The organism is Microvirga arabica, assembly GCF_016811235.1.
Lineage (GTDB): Bacteria > Pseudomonadota > Alphaproteobacteria > Rhizobiales > Beijerinckiaceae > Microvirga > Microvirga arabica.
Genome location: NZ_JAFBID010000032.1, coordinates 41,684 through 61,420, shown reverse-complemented (window position 1 = coordinate 61,420; position 19,737 = coordinate 41,684). Strand labels below are relative to the sequence as shown.

At 64.4% G+C, this 19,737-nt stretch carries 15 protein-coding genes; 10 read left to right on the top strand and 5 right to left on the bottom strand.

Annotated elements, in window-relative coordinates:
• Nucleotides 1-149: 149 nt before the first annotated feature.
• The 5 genes from JQC81_RS16835 to JQC81_RS16815 form a co-directional block, all read right to left on the bottom strand.
• Nucleotides 150-3,404: an error-prone DNA polymerase gene (locus tag JQC81_RS16835; protein ID WP_203272944.1), complete on the bottom strand. Its 3,255-nt coding sequence runs from the start codon at nt 3,402-3,404 to the stop codon at nt 150-152.
• 18 nt (nt 3,405-3,422) lie between these two features.
• On the bottom strand, nt 3,423-4,925 hold the full coding sequence (locus JQC81_RS16830) for a Y-family DNA polymerase (RefSeq protein ID WP_203272943.1): 1,503 nt from the start codon (nt 4,923-4,925) through the stop codon (nt 3,423-3,425).
• Nucleotides 4,843-5,595, bottom strand: coding sequence for an ImuA family protein (locus JQC81_RS16825; RefSeq protein ID WP_203272942.1), 753 nt, complete (start codon nt 5,593-5,595; stop codon nt 4,843-4,845). Before JQC81_RS16825 ends, JQC81_RS16830 begins: the two co-directional genes overlap by 83 nt.
• Nucleotides 5,596-6,184: 589 nt before the next feature.
• On the bottom strand, nt 6,185-6,889 hold the full coding sequence (locus tag JQC81_RS16820; RefSeq protein ID WP_203272941.1) for an RraA family protein: 705 nt from the start codon (nt 6,887-6,889) through the stop codon (nt 6,185-6,187).
• Nucleotides 6,890-6,939: 50 nt separating this feature from the next.
• The gene (locus tag JQC81_RS16815) at nt 6,940-7,836 is read right to left on the bottom strand and encodes an NAD-dependent epimerase/dehydratase family protein (RefSeq protein ID WP_203272940.1); all 897 of its coding nucleotides are present in this window, start codon (nt 7,834-7,836) and stop codon (nt 6,940-6,942) included.
• A gap of 161 nt (nt 7,837-7,997) precedes the next feature.
• Between JQC81_RS16815 and JQC81_RS16810 the strand changes: the two genes are divergently transcribed.
• From JQC81_RS16810 to JQC81_RS16765, 10 genes are all read left to right on the top strand, one after another.
• Nucleotides 7,998-8,963, top strand: a complete 966-nt coding sequence (locus JQC81_RS16810; RefSeq protein ID WP_312887540.1) for a TRAP transporter substrate-binding protein — start codon at nt 7,998-8,000, stop codon at nt 8,961-8,963.
• Between the two features lie 88 nt (nt 8,964-9,051).
• A complete protein-coding gene (locus JQC81_RS16805) occupies nt 9,052-9,552 on the top strand; it encodes a TRAP transporter small permease (RefSeq protein ID WP_203272939.1) in 501 nt (166 codons plus the stop codon).
• Between the two features lie 2 nt (nt 9,553-9,554).
• Nucleotides 9,555-10,829 (top strand): TRAP transporter large permease, encoded by a 1,275-nt coding sequence (locus JQC81_RS16800; protein WP_203272938.1) that lies wholly within the window; start codon nt 9,555-9,557, stop codon nt 10,827-10,829.
• A 120-nt stretch (nt 10,830-10,949) separates the two neighbouring features.
• Nucleotides 10,950-12,725: a D-apionate lactonase family protein gene (locus tag JQC81_RS16795; protein WP_203272937.1), complete on the top strand. Its 1,776-nt coding sequence runs from the start codon at nt 10,950-10,952 to the stop codon at nt 12,723-12,725.
• Between the two features lie 45 nt (nt 12,726-12,770).
• Nucleotides 12,771-13,775 carry a sugar ABC transporter substrate-binding protein gene (locus JQC81_RS16790; protein ID WP_203272936.1) on the top strand — a complete coding sequence of 335 codons (1,005 nt, stop codon included), beginning with the start codon at nt 12,771-12,773 and terminating at the stop codon, nt 13,773-13,775.
• 68 nt (nt 13,776-13,843) lie between these two features.
• Nucleotides 13,844-14,881 (top strand): ABC transporter permease, encoded by a 1,038-nt coding sequence (locus JQC81_RS16785; RefSeq protein WP_203272935.1) that lies wholly within the window; start codon nt 13,844-13,846, stop codon nt 14,879-14,881.
• 4 nt (nt 14,882-14,885) lie between these two features.
• Complete coding sequence (locus JQC81_RS16780) at nt 14,886-16,430, top strand: sugar ABC transporter ATP-binding protein (RefSeq protein ID WP_312887539.1); 1,545 nt, start codon at nt 14,886-14,888, stop codon at nt 16,428-16,430.
• Complete coding sequence (locus JQC81_RS16775; RefSeq protein WP_203272934.1) at nt 16,427-17,407, top strand: ABC transporter permease; 981 nt, start codon at nt 16,427-16,429, stop codon at nt 17,405-17,407. Before JQC81_RS16780 ends, JQC81_RS16775 begins: the two co-directional genes overlap by 4 nt.
• On the top strand, nt 17,404-18,411 hold the full coding sequence (locus JQC81_RS16770; protein WP_203272933.1) for a Gfo/Idh/MocA family protein: 1,008 nt from the start codon (nt 17,404-17,406) through the stop codon (nt 18,409-18,411). The genes JQC81_RS16775 and JQC81_RS16770 overlap by 4 nt, the downstream gene beginning before the upstream one ends.
• A gap of 280 nt (nt 18,412-18,691) precedes the next feature.
• On the top strand, nt 18,692-19,720 hold the full coding sequence (locus JQC81_RS16765; RefSeq protein WP_376772414.1) for an ABC transporter substrate-binding protein: 1,029 nt from the start codon (nt 18,692-18,694) through the stop codon (nt 19,718-19,720).
• The last annotated feature ends 17 nt before the right edge of the window (nt 19,721-19,737 follow it).

Here is a 19,737-nt window from a genome sequence, read left to right as displayed (position 1 = left end):
AGAGACGAAGCTTGCTCGGGACCGGACAGCTCTGATCGGGCACCATGTGGAACGACCGCTCCTGGCACATTTGCGAAATAGACCGAATGTCTGCTGATTGAGGGGATAACAGACATTGCTGACATGGCAGGAATTTCCGTGGATGACCCTTAGCGAAAATCCCGCGTTGCAACCCTAATTACCGGAGCCTCACAGTTCTCCGATAGGTTAGGCGCGGCCTCTTCGGGAGTCTCTCGGGACGCTATGCGCAACGATTCGTGCGTTCCAGCTTTGGCTTCATCTCCACGACCATGTCTCAGGAGTAAGGGCTCGTCTCGATCGCCGACTGAGCGCAGTAGATCTGACAAATCAAGGAAATGTTCGGCAATGAGATGGGTAACACCGCCTTCGCGCTGAAGCCGACCCCGGCAGCCGATCATCCCCGAGGACAGGATCAGGCGCCGGTGCTTCTCGAACACAGCCGACCAGATCACTAGATTGGCGACATCAGTCTCGTCCTCGATGGTCATGAAGGTAACTCCCTTGGCCGAGCCCGGCTTCTGCCGCACCAGAACAAGACCTGCCACCGTCACCCGCTGCCCGTCCCGGGCGCGGTGCAGATCCCCGCAGGAACTGATCCGGCGCTCGGTCAACTCCTGTCTCAGGAACGTGACGGGATGCCGGCGCAAGGTCAGGCCCTTCGAGCGATAGTCCTCGACGACCTCCCGGCCTTCGGTCATCGGGACGAGTTTGACTTCCGGCTCAACCAGTTCGGGCCTGATCATCCGATCCCGCTCGTCGGCGGCGGCAAACAGCGGCATCACCTCATCCGAGAGGCCCTCGATGGTCCAGAGCGCATCGCGTCGATTGACGCCAAGAGAGCCGAAGGCGTCAGCCTCAGCCAGGTTCTTGAGCGCTTTCACCGAGACTCCAGCGCGCCGCCAGAGATCCTCGATGGAGGCGAACGGCTGCTCGGCACGGACGATCGGGATCAGGCCGCCATCCGCATTGGCAAGACCATGCACCATCTTGAGTCCGAGGCGGACGGCGAAGTGCCGAGGGCTTCGGGTCGGCTCCAGGGTGCAGTCCCAACGGGAATGATTGATGTCGACGGGCCGCACCTCGATCCCGTGAGCCTGCGCATCCTGTACCAGTTGGGCGGGTGCATAGAAGCCCATGGGCTGCGCGTTGAGGATCGCGCAGCAGAACACGTCCGGATGATGGCACTTCATCCACGAGGACGCATAGGCGATCTTGGCGAAGCTCGCCGCATGGCTTTCCGGAAAGCCATAGGAGCCGAAGCCCTCAAGCTGCTTGAAGGTGCGCTCGGCGAAGCCTGCGTCGTAGCCGCGGGCCACCATGCCCGTGATCAGCTTCTCACGGAATCTGGACACTCCAGCCGTGAACTTGAAGGTCGCCATGGCGCGCCGGAGTTGGTCGGCTTCGGACGGCGTGAAACCGGCGCATTCGATCGCCACCCGCATGGCCTGCTCCTGAAAGAGCGGCACGCCGAGCGTCTTCTCCAGCACGCGCCTGAGCTCCGGCCGTGGATATTCGACCTCCTCACGCTTTTCCCGGCGGCGCAGATAGGGATGCACCATGTCGCCCTGGATCGGGCCGGGCCGCACGATCGCCACCTGGATGACGATGTCGTAGAAGGTCCTCGGCTTCAGCCGTGGCAGCATCGCCATCTGGGCCCGGCTCTCGATCTGGAATGTGCCCACCGTATCGGCCTTGCGGATCATGGCGTAGGTCGCCTCGTCCTCGCCCGGGATCGCGGCGATGTCGTAATCCTCTCCCTTGTGCTCACGCAGGAGGTCGAAAGCACGGCGCATGCAGCCCAACATGCCAAGTCCCAGCACATCGACCTTCATGAACTTCAGCGTGTCGATGTCGTTCTTGTCCCACTCGATCACCTGTCGGTTCTCCATCGCGGCCGGCTCGATCGGCACGAGTTCGTCGAGCCGGTCCTGGGTGAGCACGAAGCCACCCGGGTGCTGGGAAAGGTGGCGCGGCGCCCCGATAAGCTCGGAGGCGAGCTCCAGCGTCATGCGAAGGCGCGGATCGTCGAGGTTGAGATTGAGCTCCTTGGCTTCCTTGTCCGACACACCGTCATTGCCCCAGCCCCAGACGAGACCGGCCAGTCCCGCAGTGACGTCTTCGGGCACGCCGAGCGCCTTGCCGACCTCGCGCACGGCGCCGCGGGCCCGGTAGCAGGAGACGACCGCGGTGAGGGCGGCGCGATGGTGGCCGTAGGTTTCATAGATCCATTGGATCACCTCCTCGCGGCGCTCGTGCTCGAAGTCGACGTCGATGTCTGGCGGCTCGCGCCGCTCCTGGGAGACGAATCGCTCGAAGAGCAGATCGTGCTCGGTCGGGTTGATCGAGGTGATGCCGAGGACGAAGCAGACGGCAGAGTTCGCGGCCGAGCCACGCCCCTGGCACAGGATGCCACGCGATTTAGCGAACGACACGATGGCATGCACGGTGAGGAAGTAGGGGGCGTAGCCCAGTTCCTCAATCAGCCGCAACTCATGCCGGCAGGTGGCAGCGACGACGTCGGGGATGCCCTCGGGGTAACGATGGCGGGCTCCCTCCCAGGTCAGCCGTTCCAGCTTCTCCTGCGCCGTCTCGCCAGGTCCCGTCTCGCTCGGGTACTGGTAGCGCAGCTCGTCGAGCGAGAAGGTGCAGCGGTCGAGGACTTCCCGCACGCGCCGGAACGCTTCCAGGTGCCGCTCGAAGAGGCGCTCCATCTCAAGTGGATCCTTAAGATAGCGGTCGGCATGACGCTCCAGTCGATAGCCCGGTTCATCGATGGTGCAGCCTTCGCGGATGCAGGAGACCACATCCTGCAGGCGGCGGCGGTTCGGGTGGTGATAGAGCACGTCGCCCATGGCGATGGTCGGCACCCGGGCCATCTGCGCCGCCTGCTCGATGGCATGAAGCCGCAGGTGCTCGTTGGGCGCGAAGCGCCGGATCAGGGCCATATAGGCGCGGTTGCCGAAGGTCTGCCTGAGCCGCGTGAGGTTCCGGCCGAGGTCTTCGTTCGCTTCATCGCCCAGGAGGATCGCCAGCATCCCCTCGTTCCAGGCCACCACATCATCCCACACGAGATGGCACTTGCCCTTGCCGCCGCGGCTCTTGCCGAGGCTGAGCAGCCTGCACAGGCGCGAATAGGCCGCGCGGTCGATCGGGTAGACGAGAAGGGACGTGCCATCGGTGAGATCGAGCCGGCAACCGACGACAAGGCGGACGCCCGTCTCACGCGACGCCTCGTAGGCGCGCACGATCCCGGCCAGAGAGTTGCGGTCGGTGATGCCTAATGCCGTGATGCCGAGGAGCTTCGCCTGCTCGAACAGTTCCTGCGGGCTCGAAGCGCCGCGCAGGAACGAGAAGTGGGTCGTGACCTGGAGCTCAGCATACATGGGAGCGACGATCGTCTGTCACGAGAAGAACCCATGCATCCACCAGCGTCCGCCCTCGGCGGTAGGGGCATCGCGGAAGATCCAGAAGCGTCCGCCCTGTTCGGTCTCGACGCGGTAATAGTCGCGGGCGAACGAGCTCTTGTCGCCGTTCCACCATTCCGGCGTGATGCGTTCCGGCCCGTCGGCCTTGGCGACCTTGTGGCGGACCTTGCGCCAGACGAAGAAGGCTGGCGGATGATCGGGCAGCAGGGCGGTCGCCACCACGGGCTCCGGCGGATCGAGCAGGCGCGTGGGGCGTGGCAGGTTCTCCGGCCAGACGGAGCCGGTCGGCGGTGCAAGGGCAGGGATCCGGCGCGCCATGCGTTCAGGCACGAGGCTCTGGACGGGCGCAAGGCGATAGACGCGCCGCATGCCGATGCGGGCGCCGAGCCGGTCGACGAGCGGACCCATGTCCGCTTCTCCGATATCCTCTTCCCCAAGGCTGCGAGCATGGATCTGCGTCTCGCTCAGAGGCTCGACCTTGCTCGCGACCAGCACCATCTCCTCGATGCCGAAGCCGGGGTCGATGGTTTGCAGCCGCTCGTCGAAGAGCCTGGCCAGATGGGCCGCGTCCCTGTTGGCCCTGGCGGTGCCGACCCGCAGGCAGGCGCTCTTCTGATCGACACGCTGGAAAATGAGGTCGAGACGGCGTACGCCTTCGCCACGGCGGTCCAGTTGCCGGCACAGATCCTTGGCAAGCCGCAGCAGCACGCCCTTGAGATCCTCGAGCCGGGCGACCGGCTCCGCGAAGGCACGGGATGCCACCGGGGCTTCCTTGGGGATCAGCGGCATGATCGGCTCAAAGGCATGGCCCAGGGCCTGATCGAGCCGCAGGGCGACGTCGCAGCCGAACCGCCGGACCAACGGCGCGCGCGGCATGGCGGCGAGCTGTCCGATCCGCTCGATGCCGAGCCGGTGCAAGGCATTGAGCTTGTCGGGAGCGATCCTCAGGGCACGGATCGACAGGGTCGCCACGGCATCGACCATCCGACCTGTCGGCACGACGCCGCCCGCGCCGTAGCGGGCCACAGCCCAGGCGGCTCCCGGGGCATCGGCGACAGCCGCTTTGGCGGCAAGGCCCTGGCGCGTCAGGCGGCTGGTCAGGTCGCTGAGCAGTTCCTCCTCGCTGCCGAAGAGATGCGCCACGCCGGCGATGTCGATCCACAGCCCGTCCGGCGGATCGAGCGCCACCACGGGCGAGTAGCCGATGGCCCACCGCGCGAGTTCCCGTAGCGAGGCCTCGTCCTCGTCCGCGGCTGCTTCGGCCACGTGCAGGTTCGGCACCAGGGCCTGTGCCTGGGCCAGCGCCATGCCCACATGCAGGCCTGCCTCCTGCGCGGCGGCACAGGCCGCGCGGATGACACGGCGCGATCCGACCGTGTGCACGGTCAAGAGCGGCTCATGACGCGGCGGCTCGCCGGTCCGCCGCCTGATCCGATCGGTCGGCCAGGTCGGCAGGTAGAGCGAGACAACCCTTCGCATCGCAGGCCTCCAGGATCCAGGTACGGGGTTCGGCGCCTCGGCAGCGCAGGAGTTCGACGTGCCAGCGCTCCCGCCCGAGACCGGGAGCCGGCATGAGTTCGGAGGGGGTGGGGGCGATGCGCCAGCGGGTCACCGCGGCCGTCGGCAGATGGACCAGGTCCTTCTCGGCCAAGGTCCACCAGCGCCGGATGACGAGAGCGGTCACGCCCGTGGCTTCAGCCGCTAGTTGCAGACGGCGCGAGGCGATGAGGCTCATGCGCGTGACCTCGCCGACGACGGCGGCCAGTCCCTTCTCGCGCAGGCCCTCCTCGATCAGCGGCAGGATCTCGCGTTCGCGATTGGCCTCGGCATAGATGACGCGATCGGGATGCAAGCCGGCGCGTAGGAGGCCTGGAGCGAACAGGTCCCGGCGTGTCAGGCACCAGAGCACAGGCCCCTTGAGGCGGGCCGCGATTCCCGCGGTGAAGAGCGTGGTACTGCCGGCGAACTCAGAGGCGAGGCCCGCCTCGATCATCTCGTGCAGGGCACCCCGGGCGAGGCCGCCGCCTGGCAGGTGATCATCGAGGGCGCGAAGACCGAAAGGCAGAGGCTTGGTCTTCTGTGACCCGCCCTCGTACCGAGCAATCTGGAGCCTCAAATCGGCAAGCCTATCCTGTTGCCCGGGGTTCATGGAATCCGTGCCGAAACCAAATCTGTTGTTGACGATGTTCCTATTATGTTCTCATTCGAGGATGAGTCAAATGCACGCAGGAGTAGATGTGAATTCCGGGGAGAAGAGTATTCGTTCAGGCGTGTGATGGAGCTCCTGATCGGTTTCCTTGCTCGACGATGCCCTTTATGTAGGGAAGGAGGCTGTCTGGTTCCCATTCAAAATGAAACGAAGGGCTGGCCAGGGCGCAATGGCCCCAAGTCTCAACTGAGGATGCAGGCAACTTTTCTGGTATTTGAATATGAAATGACGCTCCCATCCAAATCGCCCATCGAGAGGCTCTGGATCACCATCAGGTCTGACCCGCGCGAAAGGGGTTGGGTGGCATGGCTGGAGCGGGTAACGGGTCAGACCGGCTGACCGCGCCAGAGTTTCGATCCTAGCATCAGGCTCGATTGGCGGCCTGCCACGGCTTGACTTGCGGGGTGTCACACAAAGGTGCTACACATGATCATCCCGTGCAGCAGGAAGGCACGCGGTTTCAATGACTTAGCTGGCAGGCGCGGCTTAGCTTAGAATCCTGGCCGCACAGGTTGAACCACCAAGCGCGTTAATGGGTGTCCTCCGCCTCACCCCAGGCCTCGATCAGCTTCTCCACAGTAAAACCTGGACTGCGGGCAGCTCTCAAGATCGGAGCTTCCTTTCGCATCACGAGATCGATGGCACGAGGAAGTTCATGGGCGATCTCAGGGTCGATGGTGACAGCGCCATGGCGGTCGGCGTGAACGAGATCGTTGGGTTTAACCCTCAACCCGAAGACCTCCACCGGACACTCAAACTCCTCGATTCGGACAAAGGCATGGCTCGGGCTGAGCGAGCCGGCCAGGATCTGAAACCCGGGGTCGACGGCGCCGAGGTCGCGCATCGAGCCGTTGGTCAGAACGCCCCGAGCTCCCAGTCCCTTATGGATCGCCACGTTGACCTCACCCCAGAATGAGCCAAGTCCAGGATGGGGATCAATATCCTGCAGAACGACGACGGCAGGACCGGGATGAGCTGCGACATACCTATAGTAGGCGATACGGCGAGCCCTCAGGGTCTCAGGTGAGTCTTCACTTGGCTGCGAGCTACGGATCAGCCCCGTGCGGGCGTAGCCCACGATGGCGGGCAGATTGGGATGGGCGGCGAGAACCGGCTGGGTCGTGAAGCCTTCCGCCGTCCGGCGACCCAAGACCAGCTCGATGGCGTTGCACACTGTCGGCGTATCAACAGCCGTAAGGGCAGCAAAGACTTCGGAAGACAGCACCTGTTCCATTTCCAAGCTTTCCTACGTCAATGTGTTGTCCTCGAAAGGCGATCACGGCCTTAGGCGATGTGCTCCCAGACATCGTCCTGCGGCTCGTAGCCGATGAGCTGCCGGGTAGTTTCGATGTCCCACGGCATGTTCCGGTTAGCCGACATGCCGTTGACCACGATGCCGGGCTGCGGCCAGGTTTCCTCCTCCGAGAGAAGCGCCCGCTCGATCACGGCCACGAAGTCCCGGTTTGAGAGCCACATGTTGCGAAACCACCGCAGGTCGCGTTCGGTGTCAGGACCTGTGCTTTCCTCCGCGCCGGGCAGGCCAGATGTGTTGATCGTCTCCGGCCTGTTCTCCCCCGGCTGGCACCAGCCAATCCGAACGCACACACTGGTCAGGGCGCCTCCCGAGCGATGCGCCTCGGCGAGACAGGCTCTCTCACCCATCAGTTTCGACGCTGCGTAGGCGAAGCCCTGCACCATTTCACGGCCGTTGAACCAGCGCGTTCCCGGACCTGGCGGCAAGACCGTTGTCAGAGCACCTGCGGTCAGACCATCGCACAAGGGCGGGTCCTTGTACTGGCCCATCACATGGTTCGACGAGGCGAACACGACGCGGCGCGTGCCCGCCTGAGCGGCGGCTGCCAACATATTGAGCGTCATGTCGAAGGACGCACTGGCATCACTCCAGGGCGCATCAGGGTAAGGATTCTGGGCTGCGAAATGAACCACGGCATCAATCCCGGCCAAAGCGCCGCGAAGACTTGGGCCCGTGGGTGTTGCGAGGTCACCCTCAACCCATTGTACCTTGGCCGGGCCTTCGCTGCCCGTTGCAGGAAGCGTCCGGTCGAGCGCCACAACCCGCTCGCACCACTCCCGCCTGAGGAGGTCAGCGATCAGCTTCCGGCCAAGGTTGCCTCCGGCGCCGGTGACGAGAACGGAACGGATGGGGGCTGTCATGCTCATGGCCGCGGGAATGCTCCGGAACTGCTGGTCATCTCTAGTATAGTCATTAGACCACTTTCGGACTTGTCATACCAGATGGCAGCGTCCACACTGTTCCTGTCTCGCCCAATCCTTGAGCCTCGGGCTGAGCTGAAAATCGACAATAAATATTGGAGGAAACCGTGAAACGTCTAGCGCTTCTGCTGTCGACTATCGCCATGGTGGGTCTCTCCGCCTCGGCCCACGCCCAGACCGTGATCAAGGCAGGCCATGGTGCCCAGGCCGGACATCCGACCCAGTTCGGTCTGGTGAAATTCGGCGAACTCGTTGCGGCCAAGACTGGCGGCAAGGTGAAGGTGGAGGTGTATCCGGACCGCCAGCTCGGCGAGGAGCGCGAGATGGTGGAGGGCCTGCAGCTCGGCACGGTGGACATGGCCGTGGTGTCGACGGGTCCTCTCAACGCCTTCGTGCCCCAGGTCGGCGTGATCGACCTGCCGTTCCTGTTCAAGGACTCGCAGCATGCCTACAAGGTGCTGGACGGGGAGGTGGGTCAGGACCTGCTCAAGCGCATGGAGCAGAAGGGTATCCTCGGTCTCGCCTGGTGGGAGAACGGCTGGCGGCATCTGACCACCAAGAAGTCCATCAAGGCTCCGGACGACCTCAAGGGCGTGAAGCTGCGGACCATGCAGAACCCGGTTCACATCGCGGCCTTCAAGCAGATCGGCGCAGCACCCATTCCCATGGCCTGGGGCGAGGTGTTCACGAGCCTAGGGCAGGGCGTCATCGACGCCCAGGAAAACCCCGTGACGGTCATCTACACCAACTCCCTCTGGGAGGTGCAGAAGTACCTGACCCTGACCGGGCACGTTTACGGGCCGCATGCGGTGATGTTCAGCAAGGTCGCTTGGGACCGGCTGCCCGCCGATCAGCAGAAGGCGGTTCGCGAGGCCATCACCGAGGCCACGGCCTATCAGCGCGAGACCTCCCAGCGGCTCGAGAAGGAGCAGCTGGAGGAACTGAAGAAGAAGGGCATGGTGGTGGAGACCATCGACACGGCCCCGTTCCGAGCGGCCACCGCCGAGATCGCGTCGAGCCAGAAGAACGTGGATCAGGCCATGCTGGAGAAGATCCGGGCCGCCGGCAACTGATCGCTCGGCGACCGATCGCGTTTAAGTCTCCTCTCGACCGGACGCGGCACTCGATGCCGCGTCCTTCCATTCTCCCGGGGGATGTCAAATGAGTGTCGCCCGCATCTGGGCCTTCATCGAGCGTTTGGTGCTGGCGGCCCTCGTCGGCCTCTTCGCCGCGATGGTGGTCGCCTGCACGGCGCAGGTGATCTGGCGCTACCTCTTCAATGATCCTCTCGTGTGGTCGGAGGAGCTGGCGCGCTACCTGTTCATCTGGATTTCCTACATCTCCGCCTGGGTGGCCTGGAAGAACCGCTCGCACATCGCGCTGGATGCGGTGACCTATCTCAACAGCCCGGCCATGAACGCCTGGACGGGCCGCGCCGTCGAGGTGCTGGTCCTCGGCTATTGCCTCTACACCCTTCTCGCGAGCTTCCAGATCGTCGGGATCACCCACTCGCAGCCATCTGCCGTACTCGAGCTGCCCATGAGCATCGTCTATGCGGGCTACTCGGCCATGGCCCTTCTCATCGCCGGCGACATCCTCATCGGCTGGCTGAGCGGCGCCCGCGGGGACGCTGCTCCTAAAGCGCTTGCTTCGGAGCTCTGACCATGGCGACCGTGCTGCTCATCGGCTTTGCCCTTCTGCTTCTGGTCAACGTTCCCGTCTCCTTCGCCCTGGCGATCGCGTCGCTGGCGGCGCTCCTGTATGGCGGGCTGCCCGTGACCCTGGTGGTTCAGAAGATGACCGCCTCCATGGACAGCTTCGTGCTGCTGGCGGTGCCCTTCTTCCTGCTGTCCGGTCACCTGATGGCGCGCAGCGGCATTGCGAGGGACATTGTGGATTTCGCCGACGCTCTCGTGGGCTGGCTGCGGGGCGGGCTTGCCCACGCGAACATCGCGTCCGGCACCCTCATGGGCGGCATGACGGGATCCGCCGTGGCGGAAGCCTCCTCGACCGGCGGCGCCCTGATCCCGCCCATGATCGCGAAGGGCTACGATCCGCCATTCACCGCCGCCGTAACGGCGAGCGCATCCACCATCGCCGTGATGGTGCCGCCCTCGATCCCGATGATCATCTTCGCCGTGGTGACCGGCGTGTCCGTGGGCGACCTGTTCATCGGGGGGGTCATTCCGGGCATCATCATGGCGCTTGCCCTGATGGTCACATCCTGGCTCCTCGCTGTCGGGCGCGGCTACCCGCGCGGCAAGCGGCCGTCGCTCGGAAGCATCGGCCGTGCCACGCGGGCGAGCGTCTGGGGCCTGTTCATGCCCGTGGTGATCATCGGCTCGATCCGCTACGGCATCGCGACTCCCACTGAGGCTTCGGTGGTGGCGGTGCTCTATGCGCTCTTTGTCGGCCTCTATGTCTATCGCACCATCACATGGCGCGACATTCCCGGAATCATTAGGGACACGGCAGTCACCACCGGCATCGTCATGCTGATGATCGCAGCAGCCTCCCTCTACGGCCTCATCGTCACCCGCGAGCAGATCCCGCAGGCCGCCGCCCAGATGATTATGGACATCACCCAAAACCCGTATCTCGTCCTGATCCTGATCCTCGGGGTCTACCTAATCGCCGGCATGCTGCTGGATCTCGGCGCCAACATCATCATCCTGGTGCCGGTGCTCTGGCCCTTGGTGCGGAGCCTGCAGATCGATCCGGTGCAGTTCGGCATCGTCACCGTCCTGGGGCTCTCCATTGGGCTGATCACCCCACCGGTCGGGGCCAGCCTCTTCGTCACGTGCGGAATCGCGAAAACGAATCTCCTGGATGGGAGCAAGGCCGTGCTGCCCTTCATTGTGGCCCTGATCCTGGTGACGCTCCTGATCATCTTCTTCCCCGGTGTCGCAACCTGGCTCCCTTACAGCGCCAAGGGTTGATCGCGAGACGGGCACGAGAGGCCGGCCGCTTCCGCACGGATCGCAAAAAGACCATTGACTAAACTGGTATGATGACATCATCTTCGTGAAAACACATAACGGGCAGGGAGGAGGAGCGGGATGCCGTTCGCGACGCAACGCCATGAGTCGGCGGAGTCCGGTCAGCCGTCAAAGCTGTCGGCCGGCCCTGTGACCGTTGAGCTGAATCCGTCCGGCACCGCTCTTCGCGACGTTGCCTTCGATGGGGAAGTGGTGCTCCGCGGCCTCGCCTTCGTGGCCCGGGACGAGAACTGGGGAACCCTGCCGCTCGCCGCTTCGCCGCAGATCCACCGGTCCGGCGACAGCATCGAAATCGAAGCCTCCGGGGACGGCAATCATCCCAACGGCGATCTCTCCTGGCGTGTTCTGTTCCACATCTCGCCCAAAGGCATCGAGGCCCGCTCATCGGTGCGCTCCTCGCGGGGATTTCTCACCAACCGCACAGGTCTCGTGGTTCTGCACGGCCTCTCGGCCTGTCGCGGCCAGGAGGTGGTGATCACCCACGCGGATGGCCGCAGCACCCGCTCGGCCTTTCCGGTCCCGATCTCTCCGCACCAGCCCTTCATGGACATGGCCGCCCTCGCGCATCGGACCCAGCGCGGCACTGCGGTCATGATTGCGTTCGAGGGCGAGGTGTTCGAAACGGAGGATCAGCGCAACTGGACCGACGCCTCCTACAAGACCTACAGCCGCCCGCTCGCCCTGCCGTTTCCGTACCGGATCGATGCGGGCGAGACCGTCGAGCAGAGCGTACGGATTGCCTTCGAGGCAGGCGGCGCCGCGTCCGACAGTGTCGAGACAAATCCTCGGATCGAGAGGATTGCATCGCTGCCCTGTCTGGGGACCGGTCTCCCGGTCGTTCGCTCCGTTCCCGATGCGGTTGTGTCGGCGGCTCTCAAGGCGTTGTCCCTCCACGCGATCGCCCTCGAAATCGACCCGGAGGAACCCGGATGGGCCGACAGGCTCGAAGGGCATCTCGCCGCCATTCCCGGCAACGTCCGCCTGAACTGCCGCCTGAAGGACTACGCCGATCACGCAAGGGTGCTGGACACCATCGACAGGGCTCTGTCCGGCCGCAAGCCTCTCGGCATCTCCCTCTGGGATGCATCGCAGGAGGCGGTCGATCTCGCGCGCAGGCTCTGGCCCGGCACGCACATCGGGGGCGGTACCGGAGCCTTCTTCACCGAGTTCAATCGCGGAACCCTGCCGTCCCGGATCGACTACGCCATCTGGACCACGAACCCGACAGTTCATGCGTCCGATGACGATACCTTGGGCGAGAGCATCGAGCCTCTGGCGGACATCCTGGCCACGGCCCACGCCAAGGCTCCGGGTCTCGACCTCGTGATCGGGCCGCTGACGCTTGGAATGCGGTTCAACCCGAATGCGACGAGCCCCGAGGCGCGCCGGGCGGAAACCCCGCCGGATCGAAGGCAGCATACGGTGCTGGCCGCATCCTGGCTGCTGGGCACCATCGCGGGCTTCGTCGATGCGTCCGTGAAGGATCTGATCGTCTTCGAGGTGGCAGGGCCGAAAGGTCTGGTTCAGCCGGATGGCTCCCTGTCCCCGTCGGGCCACCTCGTCTCCCGGCTGGCGCCCCTAGCCGGATGCCGGACTGAGATCGTCATCTGGGCGCACGAGCCGAGGGCACGGGGGCTTCTGGTTCATGCACCCGAGGGCAGGGTTCTTGCTCTCACCCAAGCCCGCGCCGCGCCGGCCGCTCTTGCCTTGCCGGAGGGGCGGTGGGCGGCATCGGAGCGCTTGCATCTTACAGGTTTCACAGCCGGTCCGCAGCATGCGGGCGGCATGATCGATGTCGATGGGTTCGGCGTGGTGTGGCTTGCCGAAGCCAGCTGACAGCTAAGGGCGAAAGCCCCATCGTTCCACACCTGGGAGGACAGAATGAACACGACGAGACGGCAGTTTACCATCGGTGCTCTCATGGCCGCAGCCGCGGGCACCACGCCGATGTTGGTGCAAGCCCAGAGCGGCAAGACCATCGCCGTGCTGTTCGATGGGCTCTACTCCGAGTTCTGGGTCGCCGGCATGCAGATCATTAAGGACGAGATGAAGAAGCGCGGCTACGCCGTGCTCGAAGGCATCTCGGACAAGGACGACAGCAAGCAGTTCGAGCAGGTTCGCGCCATGATCGCCCGTAAGGTCGATGGCATCATCATCGTGCAGACCGACTCGAAGGCCGTGATTCCGGCAATCCGCGCGGCCAACCGCGCCAATATCCCCATGGTCCACTTCAACCGTCCACCCGCCGAGTCGGACGCCTATTCGGTGGCCGTGGTCGCCGACAACCAGACCATCGCCCGCGAGGCGGTGCTCCATTCCTGCCGCACCGCCAAGCAGGCCGGCGGCAAGTTCAAGGCCGCCATCCTCATCGGCAACCTGGGCGATCCGAACGCAATCCAGCGTCGCGACGGCTTCCAGGAGGCAGTGTCCCAGTTCTCCGACACCATCGAGGTCGTGGCCCGCATCCCTACGGAGTGGAACTCCGACAAGGCTTTTGCTGGCCTCACCAATGCGCTTCAGGCGAACCCCGACATCAACTTCCTCTTCACCTCGTCGGACTTCCTGATCCCGCAGATCACCCAGGCGCTGAAATCCGCCAACAAGTGGGCACCCATCGGCGATCCCAAGCATGTGATCTTCACCGGCTTCGACGGCTTCCCGACCGCCTATGAGCTCATGGAGCAGAAGTACATGGACGCCTGCGGCGTGCAGAACCTCTTCTTCGAGACCAAGCTTGCCATCGATGCGATCATTCAGATGCAGGAGGGCAAGAAGCCGGAGAAGGTTCTTCTCGATCCGGGCTTTGCCATCACCCAAGCCAACATGATGGAAAAGCGCGAGGAGATGTGGGGCTATACCCTCCTCAAGCAGAAGAAGTCCGGTTGATCGCTCCGGGTCGAACGGTCTTGGGGCGCGCAAGGCAACGCGCCCCACCCCTGCTTTTAGGAGGTTAAATGTTGGTCTCGGAAGCCGTGTCTCGCAGGGCGGAGCGCGAGGCGGGCCGCAGCAGGTGGAAGGCTGCGGCGCGCTTCATTCTGTCGGAATACCTCGTTCTCGCCCTGTGCGTTCTCTACACCCTGGTCATGATCCCCTTCGTGCCGGAGATCGCGACCGTGGAGGTTTGGCAGAACATCCTGTCCGACATGATGCCGCTTCTGATTGTGTGCCTCGGCCAGACCATCGTTCTCATCATCGCAGGCATCGACCTGTCGGTGACGGCCATCATCAGCCTGGCGAGCGTTGTCGGTGCATCGATCATGACGCAGAGCGACGGCTATCTCTCGGGCCCGCTTGCGGCACCCGCCGCCATGGCCGCGATGCTGCTGGTCGGCGCGGGAATCGGATTGTTGAACGGCCTCTCCATTACCCGGCTCAACATGCCGGCGTTCATGGTGACGCTCGCGACCACCAACTTCTTCGGCGGCAGCGCAATCTGGTACACCACGTTTCATTCCACCACCACATCCATCTATGACCTGCCGGACATGTTCATCTCCATCGGAGATCGGGACATCGCGGGCATTCCCATCGCGGTCGTCATCGCGGTCGCCGCGGCCCTGATCGTCCATGGCGTCCTGGCCTATACGATCCTCGGGCGCTGGCTTTATGCGGTCGGCAAGAACCCGCGCACGGCCTATGTCTCGGGCGTGCCTGTGCGCACCACCATCCTGTCGGCGTTTATCCTGTCCGGCATGCTCGCGGCGCTCGCCTCCATCGTCTACACCGCGCGCCTCCAGACCGGCACGCCCATCCTCGGCGAGCGCATCCTGCTCGACGTGATCGGCGCGGTGGTGATCGGCGGAACCAGCCTCTTCGGCGGCAAGGGCAAGGTGATCTGGACGGTCTTCGGCGTCCTGTTCCTCGTGCTGATCGACACCACCTTGAAGCTTCTCGGCGCATCGCTTTTCGTGATCTACGTCATCAAGGGCAGCGTCATTCTCGCAGCCGCCCTGCTCGATACGCTGCGCACCCGCTATCTCGGCGTGAGGTGACCCCGTGAAGACCAATCAACGAGCCGACCAGCCGCTGCTGTCCGTGGAAGGCATCACCAAGAGCTTCTTCGGGGTGCGCGTTCTTCATGGCGTCAGCTTCGAGCTCTGGCCCGGCGAGGCCCTCGGCCTTGTAGGCGAGAACGGATCCGGCAAATCCACGAGCATGAACATCTTAGGGGGTGTGCATCAGCCGGACGGCGGCCGGATGTCTCTCGCCGGTCAGCTCTACGCGCCGCAGAGCCCGCGCGAGGCAGGCCGGGCGGGCATCGCCTTCATCCATCAGGAACTGAACCTGTTTCCGAATCTGTCGATTGAGGAGAACCTCTTCATCACGGATTTCCCGAAGCGGGGCGGCGTGCCTTTCATCGACCGCGGATGGGTGCGCAAGCGCGCCCGCGAGCTTCTGGCCGAGGTCGATCTCGATCTTCCGCCAACCCGGCTCGTCGGCAATCTCGCCCAGGGCGAGCGGCAGTTGGTAGAGATCGCCAAGGCGCTCCATGCGGACGCCAAGGTGCTGATCCTCGACGAGCCCACCACCTCCCTCACGCGCCGTGAGGTCGAGCGGCTGTTCGCCATCGTCAACCGGCTCAAGAGCCGGGGGGTGGGTATCATCTTCATCAGCCATGCGCTCGAGGACGTGATGCATGTCTGCGAACGGGTGACGGTGCTGCGCGACGGCGCCGTGGTCGGCACGGATCTACGGGAACGGCTAAACGTTCCTGCCATCATTTCCATGATGGTCGGGCGCTCCATCGATGCGATCTTCCCTGAGCGGAGCACCAAGCCACGGGAAGAGGTGGCCCTGCGGGTCCGCGGCCTCACCCAGCGCGGCGTCGCCAACGACGTCTCCTTCGACATCCGCGCCGGCGAGGTCGTCGGTCTGTCGGGGCTGATGGGTTCGGGCCGGTCCGAGCTCGCGCGCCTCATCTTCGGCCTCGACCCGATAGAGTCCGGCACCATCGAGGTGGCCGGCACGCGGCTCATGCGGCCAACGCCTAAGGCCTCCATGGCGGCGGGCCTTGCCTTCCTGACCGAGGACCGGCGCAACGAGGGCCTGCTGATGGATGCCTCCATCGTCGACAATATCGGGCTGACCTTCCTCAAGCGCTTCAGGGTCGGTCCCGGGTTCGTCGGCGGCAAGGCGCTGAACACGACGGCGGGCGAGCTCGCCCGCATGGTCCACCTGTCCACGGACCGGGTGCAGGACACACTCGCCAAGCACCTGTCGGGCGGCAACCAGCAGAAGGTGGTGATCGCCAAATGGCTCCTGCGCCGGCCCAAGGTGTTTATCCTCGACGAGCCGACCCGCGGCATCGACGTGGGCGCCAAGCAGGAGGTCTACCGGATCATCAACCGGCTCGTGGAGGAGGGTGGGGCGGTGTTCCTGATCTCCTCCGAGATCGAAGAGGTGATGGGTCTGTCCGACCGGATCCTGACCATCAACAAGGGCGAGATCACGGGCAGCTTCGAGCGCAGCGGGTTCGACCGCGAGGCGATTCTGGCCGCCGCCATGGCGCCTGTCGGACCCAAGCGCGAGGCCACCGCATGAACAGCCGCAACCGCATCACCATCCTGCTCCTGCAGGCCGCGCCCTACCTGCTGTTCCTTGCCATCCTGCTGGTGTTCGGCTCCCTGTCGGACCGTTTCTTGAGCCTGGCGAACTTCACCAACATCGTCATCCAGGCGGCGCCTGTGGCCATTCTCGCCATCGGCATGACCTTCGTGCTGCTCACCGCCGAGATCGACCTTTCGGTGGGCGCGGTGATGTACCTGACCGGGTGCATCCTCGGGCTCTATCTCGGCGGCGTGCCGTGGCCCATTGGTCTCATGGTCGTGCTCGTCGCGTCCGCCCTGTTGGGCGCGGTCAACGGCGCACTTGTGGCCTATCTCGGGATTACGTCGTTCATTGCCACATTGGGAACCCTGTTCATCGGGCGCGGCATCGCAATGTCGGTGTCGAACACCGCGAGCGTCTATTTCCCCGAGGCGATCACGTCGCTCAACCGCGCCACCGTCTTCGGCATCCCGTCTGCCATCGTGGCCGTGGCGGTGGTGTTCGTGATTGCCTGGGTGCTCCTGCAGCAGACCCCCTTCGGCCGGCAGGTCTATGCGGTGGGCCAGGACAGGGATGCGGCCACGAAAGCCGGCCTTCCTGCCAGGCGCATCGTGTTCTTCTGCTTCGTCATCTCGGGCGCGCTTGCCGGCATGGCAGGCTTCGTCTCGTCCACGCAGATCGGCGCGATCACCGCGAGCTATGGCCTGCAGGCCGAGTTCTCGGCCATCGCGGCCGCGGTGCTCGGCGGCACGAGCCTCTTCGGCGGGCGCGGCGGCGTGAAGGGCGCGCTCTTCGGAGCGCTCCTCATCCAGACCGCCGCCAACGGCCTCGTTATCATCAACGCCAATCCGTACATCTACCCCCTCGTCACGGCGGGCATCATCTTCATCGCGGTCGCCGTCGACGGCCTTCGCTCCCACATGCTGGAACGGTTGGAGCGTCGCTTCATCAGGCCATGGGAGATCGCATGAGCAAGGTTCGCATCGGTGTCGTCGGCCTGGGGTTCTTTGCCCAGAACCAGCTCGAGGCCTGGCGCGTGATCGACGGCGTCGAGATCGCCGCCGTCTGCGACCGGGATCCCGCCAAGGTGGAGGCCGCCCGGCAGCGCTACGGCGTCGAGCGCGGCTACACGGACGTGGCCGAGATGCTGGCCGACGGCGGCATCGATGCCGTCGATGTTGCAACCACGCCGCCGAGCCACCGCGCTATCGTGGAGCAGGTGGCGCGAGCCGGATTGGCCGTGATCTGCCAGAAGCCCATGGCGGAGACTCTCGAGGATGCCCGCGCCATGGTCGATGCTTGCCGCAGGGCCGGCGTCTCCTTCACCGTGCACGAGAACTTCCGCTTCCAGCGCCCCATGCGCGAGGTGGCCGGCCTCCTGCGCGAGGGCGCCATCGGAGAGCCGTTCTTCGCCCGCATCTCGTTCCGCACGCCTTACGACGTGTTCGCGAACCAGCCCTATCTCGCCACCGAAGGCCGCTTCATCATCCTCGATCTCGGCATCCATCTCCTGGACCTCGCCCGCTGCTTCATGGGCGACGCCCGCGACGTCTCCTGCTGGACCAGGCGCGTGAACCCGAAGATCCGCGGCGAGGATGTGGCCACCATGGTTCTCGACCATGGAGGAGGGCGCACGAGCGTCGTGGATTGCAGCTATGCGACCCATCAGGTGCCCGATCCCTGGCCGCAGACCCTCGTGACCATCGAGGGAACGGAAGGGACGATTGCCCTGGAGGCCGACTACCGCCTTCATCTGATCCAGGGCGACAGGATCGCCACCCGCCACGTGCCGCCCCCGGCCTGGCCCTGGTCGAAGCTTCCCCTCGACATCATTCAGGACAGCGTCGTTGCCCTGCAGCGGCACTGGGTCGAGTCCTACCTGGCCCGTCGCCCGGCCGAGACCTCGGGTGAGGACAACCTCAAGGTGGTCGAGCTCGTTCACGCCGCCTATGCGGATGCCGAGCGCCGCAAGTGACAGATGAGGCGACGGATCAAGTGGAAGGCATGAGGGACCTGGAAGCTGCGAAGCGGTAGGTCCCTCCATGTATCCACCAAAGCTTTCCCTGGGTTCCCTGGAGTTCCACAAGGATCTTCCAGTGATCTCCCAAGGATTTGTCAGTGAACTACCATCTTTCCAGCTTGCCAAACTGGTATGATGATCTAATCTCCTTACCGAAAAGGCAGCTCGCAGCACCCGATGCTGCAGCGACAAGAGTCCGAGCAAATCGGCCGATCATTTCACAAGGAGGAACCCAATGATGCAGCTTGCAAAGACCCCTTGGATTCTCGGCTCGGCGCTCGCCGCCATTCTGGCGGCAGCCCCGGCCTCCGCGTCGCCCGAGAAGCCCGTGATCGCCCTGTCCAACTCCTACTACGGCAACACCTGGCGTCAGCAGATGGTGGAATCCTTCGAGGCGGCCGCCAAGCAGGCCAAGGCGGAGGGCAAGATCGCCGACTACATCGTCCTGAACGGCGACAACAGCGTGAACCAGCAGACGAGCCAGCTCGCCGATCTCATCCTCAAAAAGGTGGATGCCATCGCCATCAACGCGGCCTCGGAGACGGCCCTCAACAGCGTCATCGACAAAGCCTGCAAGGCGGGAATCAAGGTCATTTCCTTCGATTCCGTGGCCTCGGCTCCCTGCGCCTACCGGCTGACCTTCGACTTCACCGGCTACAAGAAGGAGCAGGCCGAGCAGGTGCTGAAGCGCATAGGCGGGAAGGGCAACGTGATCGTGGTCCGCGGCGTGAAGGGCTCCGCGCCGGACAACCTGATGCATTCGGCGCAGGAAGAGGTTCTCAAGAAATATCCCGACGTGAAGGTGGTCGCCACGGTCTACGGCCAGGCTACGGCCTCGGTCGCGCAAGCGGCCATCGCCAACGTGCTCCCGAGCCTGCCGAAGGTGGATGCGGTGCTGGCCCAGGGCGGCAGCGACGATATCGGCATCGCCCAGGCCTTCGAGCAGTACGGCGGCGACTATGCCAACAAGATGCCGCTCGTCGAAGGTGGCGGCAGCTCCAACTTCATCCTCTGGTGGATGAAGCAGAACGAGAAGAACGGCTATTCCACCGTGTCGATGAACACCACCCCGGGCATCGGCGGCGCGGCCTTCTGGCTCAGCTACAAGATCGCCAAAGGCGCGGAGGTCCCGAAGGAGCTTGTGATGCCGGTCGCAACGGTGACCCAGGAAAACCTGAAGGAATATGCCGACATCAAGCCGGGCATCATCGTTAGCCCGAGCTACAGCGAGCAGTGGGTCGACCAGAACCTCATCAAGAAATGATGTGCCGGGCAGGGACG